Source organism: Trinickia camelliae, assembly GCF_053525655.1.
Window position 1 is genome coordinate 204,284 of sequence record NZ_JBCHAA010000007.1, and the last position, 25,186, is coordinate 229,469.

Annotated in this window: 28 protein-coding genes; 14 read left to right on the forward strand and 14 right to left on the reverse strand. The window is 62.1% G+C overall.

The features are described from left to right. Positions 1–220: 220 nt before the first annotated feature. The 3 genes from AAHK20_RS14290 to AAHK20_RS14300 are packed head-to-tail and all read left to right on the forward strand — an operon-like array spanning position 221 to position 2,634. Positions 221–1,465, forward strand: coding sequence for a molybdopterin-dependent oxidoreductase (locus AAHK20_RS14290; RefSeq protein ID WP_449182112.1), 1,245 nt, complete (start codon positions 221–223; stop codon positions 1,463–1,465). Further along, positions 1,462–1,773, forward strand: coding sequence for a cytochrome c (locus AAHK20_RS14295; protein ID WP_449182113.1), 312 nt, complete (start codon positions 1,462–1,464; stop codon positions 1,771–1,773). Before AAHK20_RS14290 ends, AAHK20_RS14295 begins: the two co-directional genes overlap by 4 nt. 3 nt (positions 1,774–1,776) lie before the next feature. Continuing rightward, positions 1,777–2,634, forward strand: a complete 858-nt coding sequence (locus AAHK20_RS14300; protein ID WP_449182114.1) for a class I SAM-dependent methyltransferase — start codon at positions 1,777–1,779, stop codon at positions 2,632–2,634. 43 nt (positions 2,635–2,677) lie between these two features. Here the strand turns inward: AAHK20_RS14300 and AAHK20_RS14305 are convergent, their stop codons facing one another. Continuing rightward, complete coding sequence (locus AAHK20_RS14305; protein ID WP_449182115.1) at positions 2,678–3,373, reverse strand: glutathione S-transferase C-terminal domain-containing protein; 696 nt, start codon at positions 3,371–3,373, stop codon at positions 2,678–2,680. A gap of 348 nt (positions 3,374–3,721) precedes the next feature. On the opposite strand from AAHK20_RS14305, the gene AAHK20_RS14310 reads away from it, so the two are divergent. Further along, positions 3,722–4,789: a porin gene (locus tag AAHK20_RS14310; RefSeq protein ID WP_449182116.1), complete on the forward strand. Its 1,068-nt coding sequence runs from the start codon at positions 3,722–3,724 to the stop codon at positions 4,787–4,789. Here the strand turns inward: AAHK20_RS14310 and AAHK20_RS14315 are convergent. Both AAHK20_RS14315 and AAHK20_RS14320 read right to left on the reverse strand, forming a co-directional pair. Further along, the gene (locus AAHK20_RS14315; RefSeq protein ID WP_449182117.1) at positions 4,786–4,968 is read right to left on the reverse strand and encodes a hypothetical protein; all 183 of its coding nucleotides are present in this window, start codon (positions 4,966–4,968) and stop codon (positions 4,786–4,788) included. The two genes, AAHK20_RS14310 and AAHK20_RS14315, sit on opposite strands and share 4 nt — an antisense overlap. Positions 4,969–4,981: 13 nt before the next feature. Next, positions 4,982–5,869, reverse strand: a complete 888-nt coding sequence (locus tag AAHK20_RS14320) for an NmrA family NAD(P)-binding protein (protein WP_449182118.1) — start codon at positions 5,867–5,869, stop codon at positions 4,982–4,984. 196 nt (positions 5,870–6,065) lie between these two features. Here AAHK20_RS14320 and AAHK20_RS14325 point away from each other — a divergent pair, with 196 nt between their 5' ends. The 6 genes from AAHK20_RS14325 to AAHK20_RS14350 all read left to right on the forward strand — a co-directional run bounded on the left by AAHK20_RS14325 (position 6,066) and on the right by AAHK20_RS14350 (position 11,881). Further along, on the forward strand, positions 6,066–6,965 hold the full coding sequence (locus tag AAHK20_RS14325; protein WP_449182119.1) for a helix-turn-helix domain-containing protein: 900 nt from the start codon (positions 6,066–6,068) through the stop codon (positions 6,963–6,965). Between the two features lie 120 nt (positions 6,966–7,085). Then, a complete protein-coding gene (locus AAHK20_RS14330) occupies positions 7,086–8,021 on the forward strand; it encodes a fumarylacetoacetate hydrolase family protein (RefSeq protein WP_449182120.1) in 936 nt (311 codons plus the stop codon). A 105-nt stretch (positions 8,022–8,126) separates the two neighbouring features. Beyond that, the gene (locus tag AAHK20_RS14335) at positions 8,127–9,158 is read left to right on the forward strand and encodes a Rieske 2Fe-2S domain-containing protein (protein ID WP_449182121.1); all 1,032 of its coding nucleotides are present in this window, start codon (positions 8,127–8,129) and stop codon (positions 9,156–9,158) included. Positions 9,159–9,255: 97 nt separating this feature from the next. Beyond that, positions 9,256–10,110 (forward strand): IclR family transcriptional regulator domain-containing protein, encoded by an 855-nt coding sequence (locus AAHK20_RS14340; protein ID WP_449182122.1) that lies wholly within the window; start codon positions 9,256–9,258, stop codon positions 10,108–10,110. Next, positions 10,107–11,438 carry an MFS transporter gene (locus AAHK20_RS14345; RefSeq protein ID WP_449182123.1) on the forward strand — a complete coding sequence of 444 codons (1,332 nt, stop codon included), beginning with the start codon at positions 10,107–10,109 and terminating at the stop codon, positions 11,436–11,438. Before AAHK20_RS14340 ends, AAHK20_RS14345 begins: the two co-directional genes overlap by 4 nt. Beyond that, positions 11,435–11,881: a VOC family protein gene (locus AAHK20_RS14350; protein ID WP_449182124.1), complete on the forward strand. Its 447-nt coding sequence runs from the start codon at positions 11,435–11,437 to the stop codon at positions 11,879–11,881. Before AAHK20_RS14345 ends, AAHK20_RS14350 begins: the two co-directional genes overlap by 4 nt. A 117-nt stretch (positions 11,882–11,998) precedes the next feature. Here the strand turns inward: AAHK20_RS14350 and AAHK20_RS14355 are convergent, their stop codons facing one another. Next, positions 11,999–13,072 (reverse strand): alkene reductase, encoded by a 1,074-nt coding sequence (locus AAHK20_RS14355; RefSeq protein WP_449182125.1) that lies wholly within the window; start codon positions 13,070–13,072, stop codon positions 11,999–12,001. A gap of 115 nt (positions 13,073–13,187) precedes the next feature. Here AAHK20_RS14355 and AAHK20_RS14360 point away from each other — a divergent pair, with 115 nt between their 5' ends. Next, positions 13,188–14,063: a LysR family transcriptional regulator gene (locus tag AAHK20_RS14360; RefSeq protein ID WP_449182126.1), complete on the forward strand. Its 876-nt coding sequence runs from the start codon at positions 13,188–13,190 to the stop codon at positions 14,061–14,063. On the opposite strand, the gene AAHK20_RS14365 is transcribed toward AAHK20_RS14360, so the two are convergent. From AAHK20_RS14365 to AAHK20_RS14385, 5 genes are all read right to left on the reverse strand, one after another. Further along, positions 14,029–14,736: a GGDEF domain-containing protein gene (locus AAHK20_RS14365; RefSeq protein WP_449182234.1), complete on the reverse strand. Its 708-nt coding sequence runs from the start codon at positions 14,734–14,736 to the stop codon at positions 14,029–14,031. The two genes, AAHK20_RS14360 and AAHK20_RS14365, sit on opposite strands and share 35 nt — an antisense overlap. A gap of 98 nt (positions 14,737–14,834) precedes the next feature. Further along, a complete protein-coding gene (locus tag AAHK20_RS14370; protein ID WP_449182127.1) occupies positions 14,835–15,221 on the reverse strand; it encodes a DUF1987 domain-containing protein in 387 nt (128 codons plus the stop codon). Positions 15,222–15,239: 18 nt separating this feature from the next. Further along, a complete protein-coding gene (locus AAHK20_RS14375) occupies positions 15,240–15,803 on the reverse strand; it encodes a SiaB family protein kinase (protein ID WP_449182128.1) in 564 nt (187 codons plus the stop codon). A gap of 14 nt (positions 15,804–15,817) precedes the next feature. Then, the gene (locus AAHK20_RS14380; RefSeq protein WP_449182129.1) at positions 15,818–16,933 is read right to left on the reverse strand and encodes a SpoIIE family protein phosphatase; all 1,116 of its coding nucleotides are present in this window, start codon (positions 16,931–16,933) and stop codon (positions 15,818–15,820) included. A gap of 290 nt (positions 16,934–17,223) precedes the next feature. Then, positions 17,224–18,057, reverse strand: a complete 834-nt coding sequence (locus AAHK20_RS14385; RefSeq protein ID WP_449182130.1) for an oxidoreductase — start codon at positions 18,055–18,057, stop codon at positions 17,224–17,226. A 165-nt stretch (positions 18,058–18,222) separates the two neighbouring features. Here AAHK20_RS14385 and AAHK20_RS14390 point away from each other — a divergent pair, with 165 nt between their 5' ends. Further along, on the forward strand, positions 18,223–19,374 hold the full coding sequence (locus AAHK20_RS14390; RefSeq protein WP_449182131.1) for an epoxide hydrolase family protein: 1,152 nt from the start codon (positions 18,223–18,225) through the stop codon (positions 19,372–19,374). Between the two features lie 89 nt (positions 19,375–19,463). Here the strand turns inward: AAHK20_RS14390 and AAHK20_RS14395 are convergent, their stop codons facing one another. Then, the gene (locus AAHK20_RS14395) at positions 19,464–19,745 is read right to left on the reverse strand and encodes a hypothetical protein (protein WP_449182132.1); all 282 of its coding nucleotides are present in this window, start codon (positions 19,743–19,745) and stop codon (positions 19,464–19,466) included. A 230-nt stretch (positions 19,746–19,975) separates the two neighbouring features. Next, the gene (locus AAHK20_RS14400; RefSeq protein WP_449182133.1) at positions 19,976–20,866 is read right to left on the reverse strand and encodes a LysR substrate-binding domain-containing protein; all 891 of its coding nucleotides are present in this window, start codon (positions 20,864–20,866) and stop codon (positions 19,976–19,978) included. Positions 20,867–20,967: 101 nt separating this feature from the next. Here AAHK20_RS14400 and AAHK20_RS14405 point away from each other — a divergent pair, with 101 nt between their 5' ends. Then, positions 20,968–21,558, forward strand: coding sequence for a LysE family translocator (locus AAHK20_RS14405; RefSeq protein WP_449182134.1), 591 nt, complete (start codon positions 20,968–20,970; stop codon positions 21,556–21,558). A 2-nt stretch (positions 21,559–21,560) separates the two neighbouring features. Next, entirely contained in the window at positions 21,561–21,944 is a 384-nt protein-coding gene (locus tag AAHK20_RS14410) for a cupin domain-containing protein (protein WP_449182135.1), read from the forward strand. A 20-nt stretch (positions 21,945–21,964) separates the two neighbouring features. Here AAHK20_RS14410 and AAHK20_RS14415 read toward each other — a convergent pair whose 3' ends face one another. From AAHK20_RS14415 to AAHK20_RS14425, 3 genes are all read right to left on the reverse strand, one after another. Next, on the reverse strand, positions 21,965–23,479 hold the full coding sequence (locus tag AAHK20_RS14415) for an alginate export family protein (protein ID WP_449182136.1): 1,515 nt from the start codon (positions 23,477–23,479) through the stop codon (positions 21,965–21,967). 91 nt (positions 23,480–23,570) lie between these two features. Continuing rightward, the gene (locus AAHK20_RS14420; protein ID WP_449182137.1) at positions 23,571–24,266 is read right to left on the reverse strand and encodes a YoaK family protein; all 696 of its coding nucleotides are present in this window, start codon (positions 24,264–24,266) and stop codon (positions 23,571–23,573) included. Further along, positions 24,266–25,177 (reverse strand): VOC family protein, encoded by a 912-nt coding sequence (locus AAHK20_RS14425; RefSeq protein ID WP_449182138.1) that lies wholly within the window; start codon positions 25,175–25,177, stop codon positions 24,266–24,268. Before AAHK20_RS14425 ends, AAHK20_RS14420 begins: the two co-directional genes overlap by 1 nt. Positions 25,178–25,186 lie beyond the last annotated feature (9 nt).

Consider the following 25,186-nt stretch of genomic DNA (forward strand, 5'->3'; position numbering starts at 1 on the left):
CTTGAAATGCCGTTTTGCGAATCGCTTTGGAGGTTTGTTGATGCGGATCACGGCGGGTGTCGCTGATTCTTGACGCAGGTAGGCGTGTTGGATGCGCACGCATGTTTTCCAACCGTCTCGCAGCGCGTTGCGCAATATCGTTAACGGTCCACCGAAAACCCTAGTTTGCCTGTCCACCCGCGTGAACTAAGCTCCGGCTATCAGCCCGCGGAGCGCTTCTATGAATAAGTCCCTTAACAGTGGATTGCGCCGCAAATTACTGGTCGGAGCCGGCTCCCTTGCGGCGCTCAGACCGCTGCGGATTTTGGCTGCCGATGTAGGCAGCTCGGCGGCATTGGGTTTCGCAGAGATTCCCGAAGGTGCGCTTGCCGAACAGCATCTGTACGCACTGCCGGACAAGATGCCGCTGATCAAGAAGACTTATCGGCCGCCCAACTTCGAGACGCCGATAGGCTATTTCCACACACCAATTACACCGAACGACGCGTTCTTTGTGCGCTATCACTTGGCCGGGATTGCGGAGGTGCAAGCCGCCGATTGGAGGCTCAATGTCGGCGGCGAAAGTGCCGAACGCGAACTCGCATTCACGCTGGATCAACTCAAGAAGGATTTCGAGCCGGCCGAGATTACAGCGGTGTGCCAGTGCTCGGGCAACCGCCGTGGCCTGTTCGACCCGCACGTCGCCGGTGTGCAGTGGGGCGTGGGCGCCATGGGCAACGCGGTCTGGCGCGGTGTGCGCCTGAAGGACATCCTCGCCAAGGCGGGCGTAAAGAGCGATGCGCTCGAAGTCGTGTTTGGCCCGGCAGATCATGCGGTTATCGATAAGACCCCCGCCTTCGTCAAATCGCTGCCGGTGGACGTTGCGCTCGACGAGAACACGCTGGTCGCGTTCGAAATGAACGGCAAGCCGCTGCCGCACTGGAACGGCTTCCCCGCGCGTCTCGTCGTGCCGGGGTGGACCGGCACCTACTGGGTCAAGCAATTGATGAGCGTCAGGGTGGTGTCCAAACCCGAGCAGAGCTTCTGGATGAGCACCGCGTATCGGCTGCCGCGCGGCAAGTTCAAGACGCCGAGTTTCAAATCGCAAGTGACGAGTGCAACTGAGCCGATCACCACCGTGGTAGTGAACTCGCTGATCACTTCGCTCAAGAACGGGCAGCAGATTCCGCACGGCAAGCCGATCGACGTGAGAGGAATTGCCTGGGATAGCGGTGCGGGCATCGACAGCGTCGAGGTGTCGACCGATTTTGGCGCGAGTTGGCAGCGCGCAAAACTGGGCCGAGACCTTGGCCGATTCTCGTTCCGTGAATTCACGCTCGCCGTTCCGACACGCGAGCGCGGTTCGATTGTGGTGATGGCGCGCGCCACCAGTCGCTCCGGGGAAACACAGGTCGAGCAACTCATTCAGAATCCCGGGGGCTATCACCACAATGTGATCCAGCGCTTGTATGTGGAGGTGATATGAACACGCTCACGCACGTGATTCCCGTCGCGTTGTCGCTTGTGTTCCTTTTTGTCGATGTCGCCGCGGCACAGGAATCGCAGGTTGTGCTGAAAGAAGGACCGGGCAAAGATAAAGTGATGCAATGTGCCGCCTGTCACAGCCTCGACTATATTCCGATGAACTCGCCCTTTCTGAACAAGGCGGGCTGGAGCGCGACGGTCGCCAAGATGATCAACATATATGGTGCGGCGATTCCTAAGGAAGACGTGGAGACCATCGTGAACTACCTGGCTCAGAACTACGGCAAGCCATCAACAAAAAAGGAATAACTCATGCAGGAAAAGCACACAGCGCAGCCAGACAGCACAGCGGTACGCGTTGCGCTATGGCGCGCCATGCACGTTCAAATCGATTCACAGCCGCATGTGCTCGAAGACGAGATCGGCCTGCGGCTGGCCGCGCCGGACGAAGGCTGGCGCAATCGTCCGGACATGCACCCGCAAGGCACCATGGGGTATCGGGCGGCCATCGTGGGAAGGGCGCGCGTGATCGAGGACTTGGTCGCCGAGCAAGTGGACAAGGGCGTTGCACAGTACGTCATTCTCGGCGCCGGCCTCGACAGCTTCGCTCAGCGCAAGCCGGAGATCGCATCGCGCATGCGCGTATTCGAGGTGGATCAGCCCGGCGCGCAAGCATGGAAGCGGCAACGCCTGATCGAAACGGGTTTCGCCATTCCCGATTGGCTGCGGCTCGTGCCTGTCGATTTCGAAGCGGGGCAGTCGTGGTGGGAGCAGATCGCGGCCGCCGGCTTCGATGCCGCGCAGCCGGCGGTGGTGGTGTCCACTGGCGTCTCGATGTACCTCACGCGGGACGCCAACCTCGCGACGCTGCGTCAGATCGCGAAGCTCGCGCCGGGCTCCACGCTGGCGATGACGTTCTTGCTGCCGCTGGAACTCATCGATCCGGACGACCGGGCGCAGCATCAGATGGTCTATGAACGCGCGAAAGCGGCCGGGACGCCGTTCGTCAGTTTCTTCAGCCCGCCGGAGATGCTGGCATTGGCCCGAGAGGCGGGTTTCCGCGAGGCCCAGCATGTCTCCACTAACGATCTCATTCAACGGTACTTCGCGAATCGAACCGATGGCCTTCGGCCGTCGAGCGGCGAGTCGTTTCTGATCGCGACTACCTAGAGGCATCGCAGCGCGCCGCCGCTTCGGCGGCGCGTGACGCGTATTACCGGCTAGCGATCCGAGCGTGCATCGCCTCGCAATGCCGAACGAGGTTCGGCCGCGACAGCACGTAGGCCTTCAGCGGCGTATTGATGTCGTAGTAGTAGATGTTCGCGACACAGCCATAGATCGCGGCATCGATCGTGGCCGGCTCGGGTCCGAAGACAAACCCGCTGTCGCCGAGCAGATCGGCCACGACGCGCAGATCGCCGATGCCGCGCTCATACACCTGATCCGGCTCGTAGCGGCCAATGCCCTGATAGTGATACCGCATCCGGTTGTACTCGCTTGCAGCTTCGAGCGCGCTCGCGGGGACTTCGGGATGCGCCGCCATGAACGCATGGCAGAACGCCGGGCGAAAGCGCTCGTCGCGCCAGCGCGAAAAGCTCATCGGCCAATACAGGTCGTCGAGCGTGCGCCGCACCAGGAAGTCGAGATTCGATTGTCCCGGGGATAGCTTGCTGTCGATGCGCAGATCGTACTTGCGCTTCAGGTAGGCGATGATCGTATCGCTGTCGCCGATCGATGTTTTGCCGTCGACCAGATACGGCAACTGTCCGCGCGGCGCGTCTTTCGGATCGAGGATGTGCTTGTGCTCGAAGTCGAGATCGCACAAGCGCATGAACGCATAGACCTTCAGACCAAACGGATTGTTGTCGGCGACGCCGAACAGGTCCGGATAGGAATAGAGCGTAGGCATGGGGCTCTCCCGTGATGGCGACACGATGCGGCCGGCGTCGAGAGTGTCCGGCCGGCCGCAGTGCGTGATCGTGACATATCGATGGGCGACTCGACTGTGACCCAGCGAACGCAGCCAATCATCTGAACCTTCCAACGTCCGCAACGGACGTTTCCGCCGACCGACCCCGCAAGCACATCGAAGAAGAAAGCCCGCGAGCAGGCATTCAAGCGGCGCAGCGTGTCCGCCTGCCGGACGAATCCGGAATTCGTCTTGATGGGCCATTCACCCGCTCATAGAGTGAACTCACACCACAGCCGGCGCATACGACATGACGCCAGGCGTTAAAAAAACGATCGGAGACACTCAATGAAGAAGTCCCTCGCAATTGCGATTGCGCTGGCGTTGCCGTGCCTTGCTCACGCACAAAGTGCGGTGACGCTGTACGGATTGATCGACACAGGGATCAGCTATGTGTCGAATGTCGGCGGCAAAAGCGAGGTGCTTGCGAACGACGGCATTATCCAGCCGAGTCGCTTCGGGTTTCTGGGCAAGGAGGATCTCGGCGGCGGCAACAAGGCGATTTTCCAGCTCGAAAACGGCTTCTCGCTGAATACGGGAGCCGATTCGCAAAGCGGGCTGATGTTCGGACGGCAGGCGTTCGTGGGCTTGAGCAACCCCAAGTGGGGCACGCTCACGTTCGGCCGGCAATATGACTTCGTGTGGGACTACATCACGCAGTATTCGATCGGCGCCCGAATCGGCGCCTACGCGTTCCATCCCGGCGACTACGACCACCTCGGCGGCTCGCTGCGGATCAACAACTCCGTGAAGTACGCGGTGTCGCCGTTGCCGGGCTTCAGCATGGGGGCGCTGTACGCGTTCGGCGCCGATCCGTCGAGCGCCGGCAACGGCAGAGTGATCGCGGCAGGCGCGCAATACACCGGCGGGATCGTGGCGCTGGCGTTCGCGTATAACAACGTCCACGACATGACGCTCTCGCCGGTGGCGCAAATCGGCACCTCATTGGGCTCGTCGTTTCCGTCGGGCACCTTCGTGGCGAGCAACATGCGCAACATCGAAGCGGTGGCCAGCGTGACGTTCGGCCAGTCTTCGACACGCGCGATCTTTACCGATACGACGATCTCGACGCCGAGCGCGTCGGCGACGATGCGCAGCTATGAGATGAGCGAGGTTGTCCTGATCACGCCGACCTTGGCGGCAAGCGCCGGTTATTCGCTGACGCGGATGTCGCCGTCGACCTGGCACGACGTCGCCGTCATTCTCGATTACTTCCTGTCGAAGAGAACGGATGTGTACGTCAGCGCATCGTTCCAGAGCGTCAACGGCGGCGCGCACGCCATGTTCCTCACGCTGCCCGCTTCGTCGAACGGACACGAAGCGGCGGCGCGAGTCGGCATCAGGACGTTGTTCTAAGCGGCGAAGTCGTCGTTGCTGTCGGGGATCGCGGCCAGCAACTGTTCCAGGCTATGCCATCCCATCCGCTCGGCCACGCTCGTTGCGAAACCGTAGAGCGTGCGCGTGGCGTCGCGGCGTGCAGGATCGCGTTCGCGCCGAGCGTCCAGCGTGATGCGCAGCAAAGGACACGTATGCATGCGATGGTCCCTCTCAACGGGTAACGAGGGCCGGCGTCAGCGCGGCGAACACTTCACGCGGCGTCGTCGCGCCGAAACGCCGCTCGCCGACACCCGTTTCGATATCGATTCGTCCCGCGTTCGTCGCGTCGTAGAGATCGGTGATGAGCTGCGCGTGATTCGCGTTGAGCCCTGCGCGCAGCAGCGTCGGCGTCCATTGGTCGCGTGGCAGCGCACGCGCGACGACATCGCGCTGGCTCGCTTCGCTCAACGCGTGGGCGATATCGTTCGGGCTGTAGCGCTGAGCGCTCTCGATACTCACCACGCGGGCCGCATCGGCCACATTGCGTTCGAGCAGCAATTGCGCCGCGACGACGCCGACGTCATGAGCCGACACCATGGGAAACGTCCGCTCGACAGGATGATGAAAGCTCGGCAGCACGCCCGTTGCGAGCGCGACCGGCATGACGCGCGCGAAGTTCTGCATATGTTCGGCCGAACGCAGCAGCGTGAGGTGCGGCACCACGCGCTTGAGCTGCGCTTCGAGATGGTGAAAGACCATCGTGATGCCCGTGTCCGCATCAAGTTCGGCGCCATAGTCGGATAGTGCGACGACATGCAGATGGGGATGCGCGCTCAACGCCTTGGCTGCCGTGTCGACCATGCGCTTCATCGCTTCGGCGGGTTCGGCGTCGCCGCGCACTACGGGGCACAGCATCTGCGCACTGTGCGCGCCGTCGAGTGCACGCGAGACCGAATCGCTATCGATCAGATCGCCTAGCACGACTTCACAACCGATACCCGCAAGCGGCTCGCCTTGCTCTGCATTGCGCACGACAGCACGCACCGGCTGACCTGCCTGCCGCAGCGCCGCTGCGGAGGTGCGTCCCACTTTCCCGGAAGCTCCAAAAATCACAAACATCACTCGACTCCTCGATTCATGACACGGAGCCAAGCGTAAGCCTCGCCGGAGGCGGATACGCACAGGCAAGGATGCTCGAAAGCAGATTCGGATGACGACCTACGCATGGCGGCGCATGGCGAGCGCTAAATGGCCCTCAGCAGGAAAACGTAAACCGCAGCACAATGCGCAATCCGATGATCGAAAGGCGCAAGCGATGAATGCCGTCACCTCCTCCTTGATCCCTCATTCCGCCGCCCGCGTGAGCCTGCGCTCGAGCGCATCGCTTGGCTGGTCAGGCTTTGGCGCGCAAATGCTGGGCATCGCGTCTGGTTTGCATCGCATTCCGGCGCTGCCTGTGCATCGCGTTGGCGTGCACGTGGGTGCGCCGGTCAGGGCGGACTGCCGGTGCGACGGCAAGCGCTATGTGCGCATCCAGGCGCATGGCGATACCGATGTGATTCCCGCGGGCCTCGAGGGCGAATGGAGCGATGACGCGAGCTGCACGGTGCTGCACATCTGGATGACGGACGAGTTCGTCCGCAACACCTTCGATCAACTCGGCCTGCGCGCCTCCGACGCGCAAATCCGGCATCAGTATCAGATTCGCGATCCGCGCCTCCAGCATCTGGCTTGGGCCATGCGCGCGGAACTCGAAGCCGAGGACGCATCCGATCCGCTGTATGCCGAGAGCCTGTGCACGGCGATGGTCGTGCGGCTCGCGGGCGCGTCGGTGTCACGCGATGAGCGGCGCCGCACGCTGAGCCCGCGCGCGGCGGCGCGCGTCATCGACTACATCGAAGCGCATCTCGACGAACGCTTGACGCTCACCGAGCTTGCCGCGCTCGTCGAACTGAGCGTGCCGCATTTCAAGGTGCTGTTTCGCGAGACCGTCGGTGTGCCCGTGCATCGGCATGTCGTGCAGAGGCGCGTCGAGCGCGCGAAGGCGCTCTTGATGCAAGGCCGCCTGAGCGCGAGCCAGGTCGCGCTCGAAGTCGGCTTCGCGCATCAGAGCCACATGGCGCACTGGATGAAGCGGCTGCTCGGCGTGACGCCGCGCGATATCGCACGCGAAGGCGGGGCGCCAACCGAGATGCGGCTGATCGTGTCGCGCTAGCCGTGCGCTGTCCGCTCATCGGACAAAGCGGAAATTGCCGTTGATGGGCCCCTGGCGGCCTCGTACAGTGAAATCAATTCGACGCGCTGCGCGTCAATCGATTTCAGGAATACGGCCGCTATGGAATTTGCACTCGCCAATCTTTGTACCGTGGACGGAGAACGCGCGGCCATCGCGCTGCCGCACGGCTACTTTCGGCTGGACCGGCTCGCAGCCGGCTTCGACACGAGCCTGCGCGAAGTCGTGAACCGCTGGGACACGGCTTACCCATCGATCGTCGACGCGGCGCTGCGTTGCGAAACGATGAATCCATCGTCCGACGGCTACGTATCGCACGCCGATGCCGAGCTCACCACGCCGATCCGTTTTCCGAACAAGCTCATCTGCGTCGGCGCCGTCTACAAAGACCATCTTCGCGAATTCAATTTGCCCGCAGAGCGTTGGCCGAATATGCCGATGTTTCTGCGCCCGCCGACGACCTCGATCGTCGGACCCGGCGCGAAGGTCGCGATTCCGCCCGGCACCGCGCAATTCGATTGGGAGATCGAACTGGCGGTCGTGATGGGCGCGCGGCTCACCGACGCCGATCTCGACTCGGCAAAGGCTGCCATCGCGGGCTATACGGTCGGCGTCGACCTGACCTGCCGCGATTTGTTCGACCGCGGCTCGGCCGTGGGCATCGATCTCGTGCGCGCAAAAGCGCAAGACGAGATGGCGCCCGTGGGGCCCGTGCTGGTGCCGGCTGCGTTCGTCGGCGATCCGCAGCAATTGGGCTTGCGTCTCTACGTCAACGGCGAAATCAAGCAAAGCGGCACCACGTCCGACATGCTCTATTCCGTGTACGAGCAAGTCGCCACGATCAGCCGCTTCATCACGCTCGAACCCGGCGACATCGTCTTTACCGGTTCGTGCGCGGGCTCCGGCGCTTCGATCGGCCAATTCCTGAAGCCGGGCGACCGCATTCGCGCGGAGATCGACAAGGTCGGTTATCTGGAGGTGGAAATCGCCGAAGCACGAAGGCGCCCGGCAGATTACCGGGAAGCGCTGCTCGGCTGACGCTGCACGCCTGATTGAGAGGCTGAACGACGACAGGCACGGACGAACGAACCAACAAAGCTCGTTCTGCTTCGAGCCGAATGACGAAGATGGGTGGAGACGAAGATGACTGAGCAGACAGTTTCGAGCGAGGCCGCCAAGACGGTCCCGCTGGTCGACGCGCGAGGTCGCGGCACGAAGATCGAATTTCGCGGCGCGGACGAGTTTCATCAATGCTGGTATCCGGTCGCGTTGTCGTCCGAGGTGCCTAGGGGCAGCCTGATCGGCGCGCCGTTTCTCGATGGACGCGTGATCGTCTATCGCACGTCCGACGGTGTGGCGCACGTCAAGAGCGCGTACTGCCGGCACCTCGGCGCGGACCTTTCGGTGGGGCGCCTCGTCGACGACAGAATTCAATGCCCGTTCCACTTCTGGCGCTACGACACGACCGGCGCATGCGTCGAAGTGCCGGCCGGCGACCCGCCGCCGCCCTACGCCAAGCTGTTCAGCTATCCGACGGCGGAGTCGCTCGGGATCATCTGGGCGTTCAACGGCGACACGCCGCTGCACGCGGCGCCGCACTTCGAACAAGACGAAGGCGAAACCGAGCTTGTGATCGACGCGTTTCGCAATCCGCTGCCGATGCGTGTCGACAGCTCCATCGTCTTCTTGAACAGCTTCGATCTTCAGCACTTCCGCGTCGTGCACGGCATGCCGATCGAGGTCGACCACGACTGCGTGCGCGAGCGCGAACACACGCTGTCTTACGAAGCGCGAGTCACCGCGCCGGAGTTCGGCGACGTGATGCAAAAGCGCAGGCTGTGGGGCGTCAACACCGTGACGATCGCGAGCGAGACCAAGGGACGAAAGCTCTATCTGATGCACAGCCTGTGTCCGGTCGGGCAGAACGCCACACAGGGATTCCTCGTCAACGCGACGCCTGCGGCTTCGACTGTGGAAGGCGGCAGGGAGCTGAAAGCGCTGCTCGCGCAGTCGCGCGACTACTCGCTGCGCCTCGTGAACGAAGACGCGCCGATCTTCGATACGCTGAGCTTCCGCCGCGACAACCTGACCGCGTCCGATCGTTTCCTCGCTTACGGCATTCGTTATATCCGGCAATATCCGCGCGCTCATCCGGGCCGCGAGATGATCCGCTAGCCGACGGAGAGGGGCCATGTACACGCTTAACCGCGAACAACCCGCGTGCGAGAATGATCCGGCGCAGTCAACCGTGCTGTCATCCGGATGGATAGCCATGAACTCAGACGCGAAGCCGAAGCGCTCCACCCGCTCCAACGACGAAGCGAGCCTGATGCGCGGGCCGCTCAGGACGATCGCCGTGTTGAGGGCGCTGAATGTGCGCAACGGCGCGACGGTCGCCGAACTGTCTGCCGCGACCGGCATCTCGCGGCCCGCGCTCTACCGGATTCTCGAAACGCTGCGCTCGGCGGGCTACGTGTCCATCAATCTGCGTCAGCAGCGCTATTGCCTGACGATGCTCGTGCGCACGCTCGCGCAGGGCTTTTCTGACGAAGACTGGGTGACGCAAGTCGCACGGCCGGTGTTGAGCGCGCTGCAGCGCAAGGTGCTGTGGCCGGTCGATCTCGGCACCTTCATGAACAACGCGATGTGGATTCGCGAGACGACACGTCAATCGAGTCCGCTCACGATCGATCGCGGCGTGGTCGGCCTGCGCTTTCCGATGCTGCAGGGGGCCACGGGCAGGGCGTATCTGGCGTTTTGCCCGGACAACGAACGCGAGCAGATCCTCGCCAATCTTTCGCGCCTGCCGGAGCCGGGCAACGAAATGCTCGAACGTCCCGCCGAGGTCGAAGCGCTGCTTCAGCGCACAAGAGAGCAGGGATATGGTCTGCGATACGGCGAGGCGCCCACCGAAACCGGGGCGATCGCAGTACCCATCGTCTTGGAAGACCGCGTGATCGGCTGCATCAACATGACGTTCATCGCAAGCGCGTTGAGGCCGGAAGAAGCCGCGCGGCAACACCTTGCTGCGATGCTCAAGAGCGCAAAAAAGATCGCAGCAGGCGTGCAGCAACTGGAGACAGACGTGGACGATTCATCGCCGCTGTCTGGCAAGGATCAGGCATGAGCGCATTCCTCGACGAACTCAAGAGCGGCTGGCGCGACTTGCTCGGCGCGATGATCGGCCTAGGGCTCGGCATCGGCGTCTACAACCCCGTTTCGAGTTTCTTCTTTCGTGCGCTCGAACACGAGTTCGGCTGGTCGAAGGCGGCCGCCGCGGTTTCGCTGATCGCGCTTCCTGTCACCGCCGTGGTGCTGCCTTTCGCGGGACTGTTGCTCGACCGGTTCGGGGTGCGCCGCGTGGCCGTGCTTTCGGCGCTCTGCATGTCGGCGTGCTTCGTCTGGCTCTCGGCGATGAACGGCCAGTTGTGGATGTTCTATGCGGCGTTCATCGCGCTCAATGTGCTCGGCTGTGCGACCGGGCCCGTGAGCTATACGCGGACCATCTCGACGCGCTTCAGGAAGTCGCGCGGCACCGCGCTGGCGTTTTCGCTGCTGGGTATCGGTTTGACCGCGATGATCCTGCCTCCCGTCATCGCCGCCGTTTTGAGGCATTGGGGCTGGCGAGGCGGCTATCAGTTCTTCGCCGCAGCGGTGCTCGTCGGCGGCTTGCTGGCGTTTGCACTGAGCCGTGGGCCGGTGCGCAAGCGTACAAGCGTGCCGGATACGTTGGCGGGCGACCGCCTAGTCGCCGCTGCCGCCAAGCGCGCGTTCTGGCTGCTCGGCGCGGCGATTTTCGGTTTGAGCGTCGCGTCGCTCGGGTTTGTGTCGCAGTTCCAGTCCATCGTCATCGAGAAAGGGCTCGCGCCGCACACGGCCCCCTTCTTGTTGTCAGCGCTTGCCGCATCGGTGTTGGTGAGCCGGCTGGTTATCGGCGGCGCGCTCGATGCGTTCCGTCCGGAGCGAGTCGCCGCGACCGCGCTTTGTCTTGCCGCGCTCGGCATGCTGCTCTGGATGTTCGGCGGTTCGCACGTCGCGATGGCGTTGATCGCGGTCCTGCTGATCGGATTGAGCATCGGGGCCGAGCTCGATTTCCTCTCGTTCTTCTGTGCGCGTCTCTTCGGGCTCAGGCATTACGGCGCGGTGTATGGAGGGCTCGCGGCGTTCTTCTATACGGGCATCGCGGCGGGAGGCATTGCGTACGGCGTGGTCCATGACCGCAGCGGTGCGTATGCGATGGCATTGGCGATGTCGGCGGTGTTATTCGTCGTCGCGGCCGCGATTTTTCTCATGCTCGGGCCGGCTATGCGCGACGCCGAAAACGCGGAGGGCTCGGTAAGGGCCCAAAAAGGTCCGGTGTTGTTCGCGCGGCTGAGGCAGGCACTGCACATGCGTTCGGCGCAGGCACGCATTCTCGAAAGCAACTGTTCTTGTGTAAAAGGCAAAAACCCATGAACCGCCCGTCTATCGCTGGAATTCATCACCTCAAGTTCAATGTGTCGGATTTGGACCGTAGCCTTGCTTTCTATTCGATGGCATTGGGGGCGAAGCGTATTCCCGAGCTCGACCATCGGCTTCCGAGCGGCGAGCTCTTCGCCTATATCCTCGAAGTCGAAAGCCTCGGCACGTACCTCGAATTGCGGGCGTCGCCTGAAAAAGCCGCGCGCGAGGCGGGGCTCGACCCGGTGACGTTTGCTGTCGAGACGCACGACGAACTGGTTGCGTGGCACGACTATCTGGAGTCGATGGGCGTTCCTCATTCGCCGGTCTTCACGGGTGTCACCGGCTGGCTGTTGGCGGCGGAAGACCTGGACGGGCGGCATCTGCGTTTCTATACGTTGGAAACGCATCCCGTTACGACGGAGTTTTCGTCCGACAAGTATTGGCTTGGGGTGTGAAGCCTGGAGGTTCCGCAGATATCGGTCAAAGCGGAAATTGGCGTTGATGGGCACGAAGCGAACTGTCATTTACACGCTTAGGCGTGTAAATGACAGCGAAACACCCTGACAGCATCCTCAGCGAGCTTCAGCTTCGCTTAGCGTCGGATAGTCGGTGTAAAACTTCTCTGTGCCGCCAAAGAAGCCTTCCCTGTGCGGCTCGTTCATCGGGGCATCGTTCTTGAGGCGTTCGACGAAGTCCGGGTTTGCCAACACCATGGAACCGTAGGCTTCCAAGTCGGCGATGCCCGCAGCGGTGTCGGCGCCCACCTGTTCGCGCGCTCGCCCGGGACGGTTCAGAATGAGCTTGCCTGTCCAGAGCTTGCGGATGTCCTCCAGAAGCGCCTCGTTGCCTTGGTGCATGACGTGCAGATAGGCCAGCCCCAGCTTGTCGAGTTCGCCGACGAGGTAACGGTAGAGTGCCGGTCCTTCGATGCCTTCATCGATACCCCACATCGTCGTGCCGGGCGACAGGCGGATGGCCGTTCGATCAGCGCCGATCTCCTGGGCAATCGCCTTCGCTACCTCGATGGCGAAGCGCGCGCGATTTTCAATGGAGCCGCCATATTCGTCTGTGCGCGTGTTGGCGCTTGGGGCGAAAAACTGCTGAATCAGATACGCATTCGCGCCATGAATTTCGACGCCGTCCGCACCGGCTTCAATCGCGCGGCGTGCCGCGAAGGCGAAGTCGGCGACCGTCTGGTGGATTTCCTCGGTTGTCAGCGCGCGCGGCACGGGAATGTCCTGCATGCCCTTGACGGTAAACATGCCCGTGCCCGGCGCGATCGCGGACGGCGCGACACCCGGGCGATGGTGAGGCGTGTTGTCCGGGTGGGACATGCGCCCGGCGTGCATGAGCTGAATGAACATATGGCCGCCTTTCCCGTGCACGGCGTCTGCGATGCGCTTCCAGCCGGCCACGTGCCCATCGGTGTAAATGCCAGGCGTAGTCAGGTAGCCCTGACCGTCGGCCGAGGGCTGCGTCCCTTCCGTAACGATCAGGCCGACACTGGCGCGCTGCGCGTAATACTCGACGGCCAGCTCGCCCGGCGTGCCGTCGAACATGGCGCGCGACCGCGTCATCGGCGCCATGACCAGGCGGTTTTGCAGGGTGTAGCGGCCGACACGAATGGAATCGAATAGTTTGTTCACGGTTGAATCCTTGGTTGAATTGATGGAATCGGTGACGGACGAATCATCGACTGCTTCGCATGGAAGATAAAGACGGTCTTTCGGATATCATTGCTCCATTGATGGAGCAATGCGAATGGACGATTACCTCAATGACATGGCCTTGTTCGTCGAGGTCGTCAAAGCCAAAGGCTTTCGGAACGCGGCGCAAGCGCTGGACATACCGAATTCGACGGTGTCGAGGCGAATCAGCGCACTCGAGAAAACCGTCGGGCTGCGCCTGCTGCATCGTACGACCCGCAAGATCGAGCTGACCGAGGCCGGCCTGATTTACTTTGAGCGGTGCAAGCGCATCGTCGACGAAGCCCGCCTCGCCCACGAACAGCTCGGCGACATGCTCGTCCAGCCCAGCGGTGTACTGCGAGTGTCGCTGCCGGTCGATTTCGCTGTGACCTACTTGGCGCCGCTCGTCGTGGAGTTCGCCGAACTTTATCCCGGCATCAGCTTCGATTTCGATCTCACGTCGAGGCGGATCGATCTTGTCAGTGAGCCCTACGACGTTGCGATCCGGATAGGCGAGTCCGAGGACTCTCAGTTGATAGCGCGGCCGCTGGCGTCGTTGACCCCGTACCTGTATGCGTCACCTGGCTATCTCGAACGAGCGGGGGAACCGAACAAGCCCGCCGATCTCACGCGGCACGAATGCCTGACGATCCTGAAGGCGGCCACGTGGACATTGCATGATGGAAAGCGGACGACTTCGGTGCCGGTACGCGGGCGGTTCGCGATCAACAACGTCGGCATGATTCGACGTCTCGCAGCGCTGGATAGGGGCATTGTGCTGATGCCGCAAGAAGTCGTCGCAGATGAGCTGGCCAGCGGGACGTTGCGTCCGGTTCTGCCAGGCTGGCGCGGCACGACCGTTTCGATCTATGCCATCACGGAAACCCGGCTGCTGCCCGCGAAAACGCAGCGCTTTATTGAATTCCTTCAGGGGCGGTTGGCGCGGTAGAGCGCTGAATGTCGACGTTGGCGGCGTGCGACGGATCCGTGCTTCCTTCGAACACCACGCGGTTCCGGCCACCGCGCTTCGCGGTGTACAAAGCGGCATCGGCGAGGCCGTATGCGGTGTCGAAATCGGTGCCGGCTGAATTGTCGCTGACGCCGAAACTCGCCGTGATGCAGCGGGTCACCGGCGCCGGGAACGCGTGACTGGCGATGGCCGCTCGCATGTTCTCGGCCAATTGCAACGCGCCGGTGATGTCGGAGCCCGGCAATACGACCGTAAACTCTTCACCGCCGACGCGTCCGATGATGCCCCGGTCGCCCAGAATTCCCCGAAGACAGTTCACGATGCCGAGAATCACGGCGTCACCGGCGGGATGGCCAAAATCGTCGTTGATCTTCTTGAAGTCGTCGATGTCGAGCAGGATCATCACCGCTCGATCGACGCGCAACGTCTTGACTGTCCACTCGATCACGGCGCTTCGATTGAACGCGCCGGTGAGTGCGTCGTGCGTCGCGCGATGCTGCAGTTCCTGCGTGAGCGCATGCATTTCGCGCTCGGCTCGATCGCTACGCCCGATCAGGCGGCGCGTCTCGCGCATCAGGCGCTCGTAGTGCCGGACGAGTTCGACCAGCGCCTGGCGATAACTGTCGGCGTGCGCGTTCGGATCGGCACCCATCGCCCGTGCTCGTTCCAGTGCTTCGCTTTCGTTGCGGAACAGGTCCGGAGCAGTGTCGTTCGATGGGTCCCGCTGAGAAGTTTCCACGCCCTCAGTCCTCAAGTTGCAACCGGGCAATCATTGAACCTGATCGCCGTGAAGTCGGTTTGCAACTCCTCGCCGAATTCCATAATCGTTTCATCTTGCTCGTCGCGATACCAGTTCACCTGCACGTGATTGCCTGACGAAGCGGCCCGATCCAAAGCGTCGAACACGCTGAACAGCATCTTCGTGCTGGAACTGTTGAAGTACGTGAGCGTTACCTCGACCGTAATCGAGGCAGCCTCGCAGCTCCCCAACCAGGCGTTGAGCCGCTCGATGACGGGGGCATAGAACGCGGCGGCGTTCTCGGGATATGACTCGCCTCGAAGCGAAAGTACATTCTGGTCGAAGCGGAAATCGACTTCCGGCGACGTTGCCGTGGCGGCGATAAAAAAGTTTTCCATTCTGTACGCGGACCTTGATCAGATGATGGTCTTGAGGCAAAAGAGCGTGGTGTCAGGGTCGTCTTCGCGCGGATGAAAGGCGAATTCGAGCGGCGCGCTTGCGTCGCGCGCCATCGTCAGAAATCCCAGTCCCGCGCCTTTGCTCTCGACAGGCGTTTCCGCGCGCAACGACATCTTGTAGGCCTGCTTGATCTCTTCGATCGACATGTTGCGCAACGGCTCGAGTTTCTCGCGCAAATCGTTCACGGCAACCGTAGCGATGGGATTCATGCATACCATCAGGTGACGCTCGCCATCGGAGCAAATGCACATCGCGCCTTCGCGTATTGCGCCGCCTTGGCCGCCATCTTGCGGGAGTGAGTCGGACGAGTAGTGAACGATGTTCTGCGAGAGCTCGATAAACGACGAGAAGATCTTTCTTCGCGTCGATGCGCTGAGCCCCGCCACTTCCAGCTGCAGCTTCACAACCTCGCTCATCGCGGCGACGATGCTGTGAGAAAAGTAGCCCTTATGATAAAAAATCAAATTGCGCTGCTGTGCGATTTCAAAAAAGCAGCTATTTTGCTCGAGCATTCCAGACATTTTCGTGGACGACCTTAAACGCGTGCAAAGAAAAACGTGACGTCGTCGCGGCGCGATTGCGCGCCTTGCCATTCGACGAGTGCATCGAGAAGATTGGCGGAGATCGATGAGGGGGCGCTCTCGCGCTGCGCGAGAATCAGATCGAGCGCGCGGCGTTTTCCGAAGGCGATCTTGCGCGGACCGCCAATCTGATCGGTCAGGCCATCCGTCGAAATGAACAACAAGCTGCCGCGTGGCACGTCGATCGTGTGCAGGGTCCAAATATAGTCAGCGAGGCTGTCGACATAGCCCGCGCCCTTGCGGTCGCCGGCAATGCTTTCGAACTGCGCGGCATCGGGCCGAAGCACATGCAACGCGACCCGCGCGCCGGCAAACCGCAGTTGCTGACTGCCGGCATCGAACCAGAAGAATGCGGCGTCGAGCCCGTCGTTGGACTGCGGGGCATCGCCCGCACCGTTGATCTGGCCAAGCAGGCTTTTGACGTTTCGGTTGATTGCCGCAAGCAGTGCCGATGGGTCGCGCGGACCGATTTGCTCGAGCGCCTGTGATAGCGAAGACGATGCGAGCAGCGTCATGAACGCGCCGGGCACGCCGTGCCCTGTGCAATCGGCGACCGCGCCGAACCAGCCATCAGAAAACGTTGCGAAGTGATAGAAGTCGCCTCCGACCACATCGCGCGGCTCCCAGACCAGCGTCGAATCGTGCAGCGTGTTCGACAGCGCGTCGCGCGACGCGCGCAACATGGCTTGCTGGATCACGCTCGCATATTCGATGCTCTGCATGATCTGGCGATTCTTCTCCGCCTGCAGTTCGGCCACGATGCTCAGCAGCCGCAGGCCGTTCCCCACGCCGACGAACCGGCCTTCCCGCGTCACGATGAATCCATCGACCAGCGCTTTCTCGCCCACTTCGACCGTTTTGAACGTGAGCGCTTCGATGCTGGTGTCCACATCGACGATCAATGGCTCTTTGTCCATGAAGGCGATGCAGCTCTTCTTGTCGTAGAGCTCGCGATGAAACGGCTTGCTCATTTGCGACAGGAAAATATCGCGATTGATCAAGCCGATGGGACGATCGTCTTCGATGACAGCCAGACTGACCATGTCGCGCCTCGAATAGAAAATCTCCATGACAAGAGAATTCGAATCTGAGGCGTCAACGGCCGGCACGTCCTGCGCCAATTCCCCGGCGTTACGCGGGCCCGCGGAAAGTCCCGGACGACGAAATTGCGCGAGGGCGGGATGCATGGCAATCCGTTCCGGCTGTTAGGGAACTCAGCACGCTAAGGACTATTCATGTCATTTTGTTACATGGCCTAGAGAAAACGCATAAGGTGGACGGTTTAATACGCTATAGCGATCGATGCATTGCGCGCTAACGTTTGCGATATATCTTGGGTTGGCGCGCACCGAACTTTGTGTCAGCCGTCCGTCGAGACCGTAACGGTCTCCCACGCGCGAATCTCATCCTCCAATGCCGACAATTTGTTTCGCACGAGCCCCAGTGCATCGCTACCGAGCAAAAGATGCGCGGGCGGGCGATCCGCGGCAATGGCGGCAAACATTGCGCGCGCCGCTTTCCTCGGATCTCCTAACTGCTTGCCGCTTTTCTCCTCACGGGCTTTGCGGACAGGGTCGAAGATAGCGTCGTAATCCGCAATCGAGCGGGGCGTTCGCCTCATCGAACGGCCCGCCCAGTCGGTGCGAAACGAGCCCGGCGCCACGGCTGTCACGGCAATGCCGAAAGGCTTGACTTCTTTGCCGAGTGCCTCGGAGATGCCCTCCAGCGCGAATTTGCTCCCGCAGTAATAAGCGATTCCCGGCATCGTGATGTAGCCGCCCATCGACGTGATATTCAGAATGTGGCCGCGTCGGCGCTTACGCATGAAGGGCAGGACGGCCTTCATCATGGCGACCGCGCCAAACACGTTCACGTCGAACTGTCTGCGCATCTCCGCCAAAGGCGATTCTTCCAGGATGCCTTCGTGACCGTAGCCGGCATTGTTGACCAGGACATCGACAGGTCCCACGGTCGCTTCAATTTCCGCCACGACGCCGTCGATGGCGTCGAAGTCGGTCACGTCGAGCACACGTCCAAAAGCAGCATTCGCAGACAGTGACTCGAAATCACGCTTTGCCTGCGGATTTCTTACAGTCCCGACGACCGTGTGCCCCTCCGCGAGGGCCTCTTGTGCGAGCGCGCGGCCAAAGCCGCTGCTGACGCCTGTGACGAGAAGAATTTTGCTGGATGCCATCGAAGCATCTCCCGAATGTCGATTGGAGAGTGCATCCTAGACTTATGAGCGAGGCCGGATAAGCACATTTCGCTGTTTTTCTTGCATAAAACTATGCTTAAGCTAGCCGGCCAGAATGGCGTTCGCGCCTGAGCCGGCTGCCCTGAAATATCCAGACGAGGCACTATGCACATCGAGCCATTTCAGATTTCCGTGTCCGACGGTGAGATTGACGACTTGCGCCGCCGTTTGCGCGCGAGCCGGTGGGCGCCTATGACTCCGTCCGAGTCGTGGCAACAAGGTGCAGACGCCGTATGGCTGCGTGAATTGGTGGAGTACTGGGCCGACAGTTTCGATTGGCGGGCTGCGGAACGCGGTCTGAACCAGCAACCTCAATTCCTGGCCGACGTGAACGGTCGACGCGTGCATTTTGTTCATCGGCGTGGCGTTGGATCCAGGCCCTATCCGATAGTGATCACGCACGGTTGGCCGGGATCGTTCTTCGAGTTTCATGCGTTGGTTGATCGGTTGTGCGACCCCGCTGCATTTGGGGCGGACCCGAACGATGCTTTCGACGTCGTTGTTCCGTCACTGCCGGGCTTTACGTTTTCGCCGGCTCCTGCTGAGCCGGGCACTTCGTCGTTTCAGGTGGCGGATCTGTGGGCATCGCTGATGCAGGGCCTCGGGTACGAACGATTCGGCGCTCAGGGTGGTGACCTGGGTGCGGGGGTGTCTATCGCGCTCGCCTTGCAATATCAGCAGGTGGTCGATGGCATACATCTCAACTTCCTGCCGGGCTCGTACGAACCCACGATCGACCCCGCGATTGAGCCGCTTACGGCCGCCGAACAAAATTTTCTTCGCGAGAAGAGTGACTGGGTCGCGCTCGAGGGCGGATATGCGCATATGCACGGCACGAAGCCGCTGACGCTGGCCGCATCGCTTAACGACTCACCAGCCGGCTTGGCTGCGTGGATCGGCGAGAAGTTTCGGGCATGGAGTGATTGCGGGGGCGTTATCGAGCGTAGGTTTTCGAAAGATGAGCTACTCACGAACTTGTCGCTCTACTGGTACACGCAGAGCATCGGTACCGCAATTCAAATGTACTGGGAAAACCGGTTGCAACCCATGCGTTTCGCCGCCGGACAACGTGTCTTGCCGCCGGTGGGTTTCGCAAGTTTTCCGAAAGAAATTAACCACCCGCCGCGCACATGGCTAGAGCGAGTCTTCAATGTCGTGCAGTGGACCGACATGCCCCGAGGTGGGCATTTCGCGGCAATGGAAGAGCCCGAACTTCTCGCGGCCGACATTCGCAGCTTTTTCAGGCGATTTCGGTAGTGCGTTCGTTTAAGAGCGCACTACGCGATTGAAGCGCTTAAGCGCCTGGCGCTTGCTTGCGCCAGGCTGTCAGCCTTAATTGCTGTTTGTTATTGGCCGGACACCGGCGACTTTACGGTCGGGGTCGCCAGCGTGTTGTTAGCCCCGTAAGAACCGGTGGCGGCCGTCGCGTTAGCGTTCGTGCTATTCGGCGACGCGGCGCCCGTGCCGCTGTCAGTGTTGGTGGTGCCAGCCGTGCCGTAGCCGCTCGATGCTTCGGCTGGTGACTTGACGGTCGGAGTCGCCAGCGTGTTGTTGGCCTGTGCATAAGCACCGCCCGACAGCGCGAGTGCGGCGGCGGCCGCGATGAATGTGCTGGTTGCCTTGTTCATGATCTGTTCCTCTGTAATTGGATTGGAATATCCACGCGAGCGATCCATTTGTGCTTCTTCATAGCGGTCGCTGTGCGCTTGTCTCCTGGCGATCAAACTCGACGAAAAACGGCGCGCCAATAGCGCGAGATCGAGCCTGTGCAGTTCATGACAAGTCTAGGAAAACCGTCGCGGATAATTAAGCGCGTTATTCGCAACAGTCAATTTCGATTTTCGGGATGCGCCTAATGTCACACGATTGCCGCTGCACGCGAATGTGGGATGGCCGCGTGGTTCGACATCGATTCGCGCACATAGCGCGCGAATTCCAGCGCGGCCGGCCGTGCCGTCGAGGGTAATCGCAGGCAGATTGCGAACGGCGGCAGTGCAGGCAAGCCGGCCTCGTGCGGCACGATCGTTTCCAGATCGGACGGCACCGTCGAGACGAGCCAGGCCGTGATCGCAAGGCCCGCGCGCACCGTTGCGGCGGTCGCCTCGATGTTCCCGCTCTCGAACACTGTGCGCCACGGAATGTCTTTGTCAGCAAGCGCGCCGAGCACCACAGGACGGAACGCGCAGCGTTCGTCCACCATCGACAGCGGCAAGGGCCGCTTCTGCCACACCTCACTGCCGCGACCCGTCACCCATACCAGCGGCTCGGTGCGGATCACCTCGCCTTCGGCTTCACTCGCGACGTATTCGACCAACGACAGGTCCACGCGTCCGTCATTCACCGCTTCGCTGAGTTCCGGCGATGTCGCGCAAACAAGCGAGATCTCCACGAGCGGATGCGCTTCGGCGAAGGCTTTCATCGCGGGCGCGAGCGGTGTCACCAGATCGTAAGGTACGCCGACACGCAGGCCGCCGCGCAACGACTGATCGGCCATGTCGGCCCAGATTTCGTCGTTCAGCCGCAGCATCTGTCGCGCCTTGGCAAGCAGCTGCTCACCTTGGCGCGACAATTCCAATTTGCGCGCCTTGCGCACGAACAGCAGACAGTCCAGCCCATCTTCGAGGCGTTTGATCTGCTGGCTGACGGCGCCTTGCGTCATGTGCAGCAGATTCGCGGCGACCGTCATGCTGCCGCTGTCGGCGACGGTGACGAAGGTGCGGATCAGATCGATATCGAGGTTTCGGATCATTGACGCATTAGATACCGTAATGGATTGCATCAATATTATTGCCTTTTCTGATGCGTCGCTAATCCGTACAGTGCAACGCACGTTCCCCCGAACATGCACCGATGACATCGATCCTGCCGCTGCTCCTGTTCGTCGCCGTCGCCACGCTGACGCCCGGCGGTGCGACGATGCTCGCCACTGCGTCAGGCGGGCGCTTCGGCTTTGCGCGTTCGATCCCTCTGATGCTTGGCATCGCGATCGCACTCGCGTCGCTCGCCGCCGTCGCAGCTCTTGGTCTCGGCAAGCTGCTGCTTGCGCTGCCCGCGCTGCAGACGACCGTGAAGGCTCTCGGTTCCGCGTATCTGCTATGGCTCGCATGGCGCATCGCGCGAAGCGGTCCGCCAACCGCCGGCAGCGGGCCCGCGCGGCCAATTACGCTCGCGAGCGGTTTCCTGCTGCTCTGGCTCAATCCGAAAAGCTGGGCGATGACGGTGGGCGCCGCGGCGTCTTTCGCTCTGCTCGCGAGCAGCCCGAATCGGCTCGCGCTGCTGCTCGGCGCCGCGTTTGGTCTTGCCGCATGCGTCTCTCTCGCGCTATGGTGCGCGCTCGGCATGCTGCTCGCGCGGCTTCTGCGCACGCCGCTTCATTGGCGCATCCTCAACCTTGCGATGGGTGCGCTGCTCGCCGCATCCATCATTCCGACCTGGAGGTAATCATGTCAGTCCATCCATTTGCCGAATCGTTCGACATAGAAGCCGCGTTCAGCGATGTGTCGGAATATTGGTCGCCGAAAGTGGTCGCGCAGGTCAACGATCAATACGTGAAGGTCGCGAAAGTGCGAGGCCAGCTCGTGTGGCACGACCATGCACAGGAGGACGAACTGTTTTTCATCGTGCGAGGGCATCTGAAGATCGAATACGAAGGCGGGCGCGTTGTCGATTTGCCAGCAGGCTCGATGCACGTGGTGCCGCGCGGCACGCTGCACAATCCCGTTGCCGAGGATGAATGCTGGGTCGTGCTGATCGAGCCCGTGCAGACGAAACACACGGGCGACGTCGAATCGCCGTTGACGCGAACAATCGAGGACCAGTTGCGCTGACCACGCAATACTCGGGTGACTTACCACCCGTACTTAAGCTCGATGCCGGCATAGTCCGCGTTGTGCCCGCCGGCCTGACGGACCGCGTTTCCCACCTGAAAATGCACGGCTTCGATCGACCCGATGAGGTTCGCCGCAATCGTCCAGTCCGCCCGCAACTGCACATACATTCCCGTCCACAGGCTGCCCTTGCCCGCCGTGCCGGGCACGACTTGGCTTCCCTGCTGATACACGGCGTCACCGGTCGTCTCGCGCCACTGGAATCCCAGCGCGCCGAGCAGCACAAGATTCGCTGTTGGCTCGAGCGTGATGGACGGTTTGATATGAATGAGGTTCGTGTAGCCCGTATAGCTCGCGAGCGTGAAGTAGTAGCCGTTCGGAAACAGCGGATTGAAGGTGCCGACGTGACCATCGCCGGGATGCCGGTCACCCGAAGCCGCGTCCATCTGCAGCGCGACGCGCGGCGACCATGGCAGGTCGAGCTTGTAGCCCGCGATCGATCCGATTGCCCACGCAAGGACTGAGCTGTCGCCGACCGATCCCGTCTGCAGCATCCCTTCGAAGTCCCAATCGAAGTGACCTTGCGTGCCGAAGTAGCGCATGTCCCAAACGTCGCGCCGCTCATAGCCGCTTGCACCCAGGAAGCGTGCATTGCTTCGGGTATACAGCGACCAGTAGCCGGACAGATCGCCGGGCCCCACCGACTTGCGCTCGAAGCGCACGCCGCTGAACGTGAGGCCGCGGTTCGATACGTCGTCGAACACGGTCGCGTCGCGGTACTGCACGGGTTGTGTCGCGTACGCAATAAAGCGCCACTTCTGGTATTCGTAGTCGGCCCAGATCGCGTCGAAAGCCTGGCGCACATTCGGGCCGTCGCGCACGGCGATGAAACGCTGCAGGTCGAACGCCATTTCCTGGCGGCCGACGCGAAACTTGAATGTGCCGCCGCCAAGCGAATCGGTGTAGGTGACGAATGCCTGCTCGAGATCGAGCGGGTTCTTGTCGACCGGCGTGACGTTGTCCTTGCCGTACGGACGTGCATCCTCGACTTGCACGAAGAACTGCCAGTGGTCGGCGAGATGCGCATCGGCATGGACCTCGATGCGCTGGATCAGATACGTATTCGACTGCGTGCCGATGCCGAACAGCGGCGCGTTGTTGGTTTCGATGCGCTCGCGCAGATTCATGCCGAGCGACAGATACGATGCGGGGTCGGCGCCAAGGGGGATGTACTTGAGGCTGTCGAGCGGCTCGCGCGGCACGCACGGATTCGCGAGCACCGACCAGTCTTCTTGCCAGCGGTTGAATAGCACGACGGGCCGCTTGCAAGCGCTCGTCGAAGCGCTCCCGCTCGCGGGCGCTGCCGTCGCGGCGGCAGCCGTATCGCCGGCATCGGCCGCGACGCTCATCCCGGTTGCGGATTGCGTGAGCGGATCCGCAAAGACCGCGCCCGCCCCCGTCAGCAGCAGACCCGCGAAGCCCAGGACACGGGTGGCCTTTTCGAATCGACGCCCGCGCATTGCAGTCGACACCATGGTTCCCCTCGCCATTGTTCGCTGGTGCTTTTCCTCGCCCGCCGGTCGGCGCGGCGGGCGAGCTCGAGGCCATTCTCGCTGTCCTGCAACGTCACGCGTGCCCAGGCGTGGCCGCGCGCTCGTGTTCTCCCGTGGTCAAGGCGAGCGCCACCAGCGCGCACGCCGGCGCGAGCAGCGCCCAGAATCCGGTGTAGCGGTAACTCAATGCCCCAGCTACGGCCCCGATCGCGAATGCGACGATGGCCGGCATCATCATCGCGAATCGTGCGCGCGCCGCTTCGCGCACGCTCTCGGACGTGTCGGCTGAAAGTATGTCGACCACGTCGAGGATCGCTTGCGTGACGTTGCCGGTCATCACGGTATTGGGCACGCCGGGGCGCTTGATGAGCCTCGGATGCGCGTTTTGCACGCCCATCGCGAACGCGCCGACGATACCGGCCACCGTCACCGAGAGGCTGTCGGGCTGGCTGACCGGCGTCGCCCACACGCCGGCGAGGCAGTAGCCGAACATGAGCACGGCCTGCACCGCATGGAGCAGGCGCGCGCCCTGGCGCGCATGCTGCTCGGACAACGAGCGCACGAGCAGGGCGCTTACGACCACCCCGCCGATGAACGCGGGAAACACGATCAGCTTCAGGAGCACGCCGCGTCCGAAGCCCGCCACGCCCGCCCCGATCAGCACGAAGTTGCCCGTCACGTGCGCGGTGAACAGCCCGAACAGCGCGACGAAACTCAGCGTATCGACGAAGCCGGCGATCGCGGCGAGGATCGTGTCTTCGGACTTCATCAGGCCGACTTCGAATGAATCTCGGCGATGTAGCCGCCCGGGAATTCGACGATCGCCGCATCGCGGCCGTCCGAGGAGAACGGCGGCACCAGCACCTTCACGCCCGCGGCCTTAGCTTTCTCCAGCGTCGCGGCAAGATTCGGCACTTCGTAGCCCGTGACTTCGCGCCCGAACGGATAGGGCAGATGCCCATCGGTCACGAGCACGGTCATCTTGCCGAAGCCCGACTCGATCCGAATGCGGCGATAGGTGTCGTTCGGCCGGCCGATTTCGACGCCGGGCGCGTTGGCCACATCGGACACCACCTTGCCGTGCGAGAACTTCACGAAAGCGTGAACCAGCTTGTGCAGATTTTGTTCCGACACGTAGACCCGGTTCTCGGGAATGGTCTGCAGCGCGTCGTAGTGCGGCGCCTGGGTATGCCAGTAGAGCTGCATCTTGAGGCCGCCCGGCCATTCGATGACGGCGTCGCGGCCGATCGGGTCGGGGAACGTGTCGACGATCACGTCCGCGCCGAGCGCGCGCGCCGACTTCATCGCCGCGTCCATGTCGGTCACGAGGTAGCCCGTGCGCTCCTGGCCGAACGGATACGGAATGGGCGTCTTGAAGCCGAACACGGAGATCGTGCCCGACGGCGTGAACACGAGCTGCGACATCGTCTGGCTCGGCGTCGGCGTGACCTGGAACACGCCTTGTTTCGACTTGCTGCCGCCGAACGTGGCGACGAAGCTGTCGGTGAAGCGGTCGAAGTCGTCTGCCGCGACGTACACGTGCGTCGTGTCGTACTGCGGACCGACGGCGACCCACGGCGGCTCGACTGCCTGTGCAGGCGGCTTCGCGAACGCAACCGGCGCGGCGAGAAAGCCGCTCGCGATCGTCACGGCAAGCAATAGGGAGCGAATCGATTTCATGACGGTATT

Excerpts from the sequence above, each read along its gene's own strand:
- AAHK20_RS14420 (WP_449182137.1), bottom strand. The coding sequence starts at position 24,266 with ATGAAGTCCGAAGACACGATCCTCGCCGCGATCGCCGGCTTCGTCGAT.
- AAHK20_RS14425 (WP_449182138.1), bottom strand. The coding sequence starts at position 25,177 with ATGAAATCGATTCGCTCCCTATTGCTTGCCGTGACGATCGCGAGCGGC.
- AAHK20_RS14375 (WP_449182128.1), bottom strand. The coding sequence starts at position 15,803 with ATGTCTGGAATGCTCGAGCAAAATAGCTGCTTTTTTGAAATCGCACAG.
- AAHK20_RS14405 (WP_449182134.1), top strand. The coding sequence starts at position 20,968 with ATGACATCGATCCTGCCGCTGCTCCTGTTCGTCGCCGTCGCCACGCTG.
- AAHK20_RS14340 (WP_449182122.1), top strand. The coding sequence starts at position 9,256 with ATGAACTCAGACGCGAAGCCGAAGCGCTCCACCCGCTCCAACGACGAA.
- AAHK20_RS14315 (WP_449182117.1), bottom strand. The coding sequence starts at position 4,968 with ATGCATACGTGTCCTTTGCTGCGCATCACGCTGGACGCTCGGCGCGAA.
- AAHK20_RS14335 (WP_449182121.1), top strand. The coding sequence starts at position 8,127 with ATGACTGAGCAGACAGTTTCGAGCGAGGCCGCCAAGACGGTCCCGCTG.
- AAHK20_RS14365 (WP_449182234.1), bottom strand. The coding sequence starts at position 14,736 with ATGGGTGCCGATCCGAACGCGCACGCCGACAGTTATCGCCAGGCGCTG.
- AAHK20_RS14400 (WP_449182133.1), bottom strand. The coding sequence starts at position 20,866 with ATGATCCGAAACCTCGATATCGATCTGATCCGCACCTTCGTCACCGTC.
- AAHK20_RS14380 (WP_449182129.1), bottom strand. The coding sequence starts at position 16,933 with ATGGAGATTTTCTATTCGAGGCGCGACATGGTCAGTCTGGCTGTCATC.
- AAHK20_RS14350 (WP_449182124.1), top strand. The coding sequence starts at position 11,435 with ATGAACCGCCCGTCTATCGCTGGAATTCATCACCTCAAGTTCAATGTG.
- AAHK20_RS14385 (WP_449182130.1), bottom strand. The coding sequence starts at position 18,057 with ATGGCATCCAGCAAAATTCTTCTCGTCACAGGCGTCAGCAGCGGCTTT.
- AAHK20_RS14360 (WP_449182126.1), top strand. The coding sequence starts at position 13,188 with ATGGACGATTACCTCAATGACATGGCCTTGTTCGTCGAGGTCGTCAAA.
- AAHK20_RS14300 (WP_449182114.1), top strand. The coding sequence starts at position 1,777 with ATGCAGGAAAAGCACACAGCGCAGCCAGACAGCACAGCGGTACGCGTT.
- AAHK20_RS14320 (WP_449182118.1), bottom strand. The coding sequence starts at position 5,869 with ATGTTTGTGATTTTTGGAGCTTCCGGGAAAGTGGGACGCACCTCCGCA.
- AAHK20_RS14415 (WP_449182136.1), bottom strand. The coding sequence starts at position 23,479 with ATGGTGTCGACTGCAATGCGCGGGCGTCGATTCGAAAAGGCCACCCGT.
- AAHK20_RS14345 (WP_449182123.1), top strand. The coding sequence starts at position 10,107 with ATGAGCGCATTCCTCGACGAACTCAAGAGCGGCTGGCGCGACTTGCTC.
- AAHK20_RS14310 (WP_449182116.1), top strand. The coding sequence starts at position 3,722 with ATGAAGAAGTCCCTCGCAATTGCGATTGCGCTGGCGTTGCCGTGCCTT.
- AAHK20_RS14410 (WP_449182135.1), top strand. The coding sequence starts at position 21,561 with ATGTCAGTCCATCCATTTGCCGAATCGTTCGACATAGAAGCCGCGTTC.
- AAHK20_RS14370 (WP_449182127.1), bottom strand. The coding sequence starts at position 15,221 with ATGGAAAACTTTTTTATCGCCGCCACGGCAACGTCGCCGGAAGTCGAT.
- AAHK20_RS14390 (WP_449182131.1), top strand. The coding sequence starts at position 18,223 with ATGCACATCGAGCCATTTCAGATTTCCGTGTCCGACGGTGAGATTGAC.
- AAHK20_RS14325 (WP_449182119.1), top strand. The coding sequence starts at position 6,066 with ATGAATGCCGTCACCTCCTCCTTGATCCCTCATTCCGCCGCCCGCGTG.
- AAHK20_RS14330 (WP_449182120.1), top strand. The coding sequence starts at position 7,086 with ATGGAATTTGCACTCGCCAATCTTTGTACCGTGGACGGAGAACGCGCG.
- AAHK20_RS14295 (WP_449182113.1), top strand. The coding sequence starts at position 1,462 with ATGAACACGCTCACGCACGTGATTCCCGTCGCGTTGTCGCTTGTGTTC.
- AAHK20_RS14395 (WP_449182132.1), bottom strand. The coding sequence starts at position 19,745 with ATGAACAAGGCAACCAGCACATTCATCGCGGCCGCCGCCGCACTCGCG.
- AAHK20_RS14290 (WP_449182112.1), top strand. The coding sequence starts at position 221 with ATGAATAAGTCCCTTAACAGTGGATTGCGCCGCAAATTACTGGTCGGA.
- AAHK20_RS14305 (WP_449182115.1), bottom strand. The coding sequence starts at position 3,373 with ATGCCTACGCTCTATTCCTATCCGGACCTGTTCGGCGTCGCCGACAAC.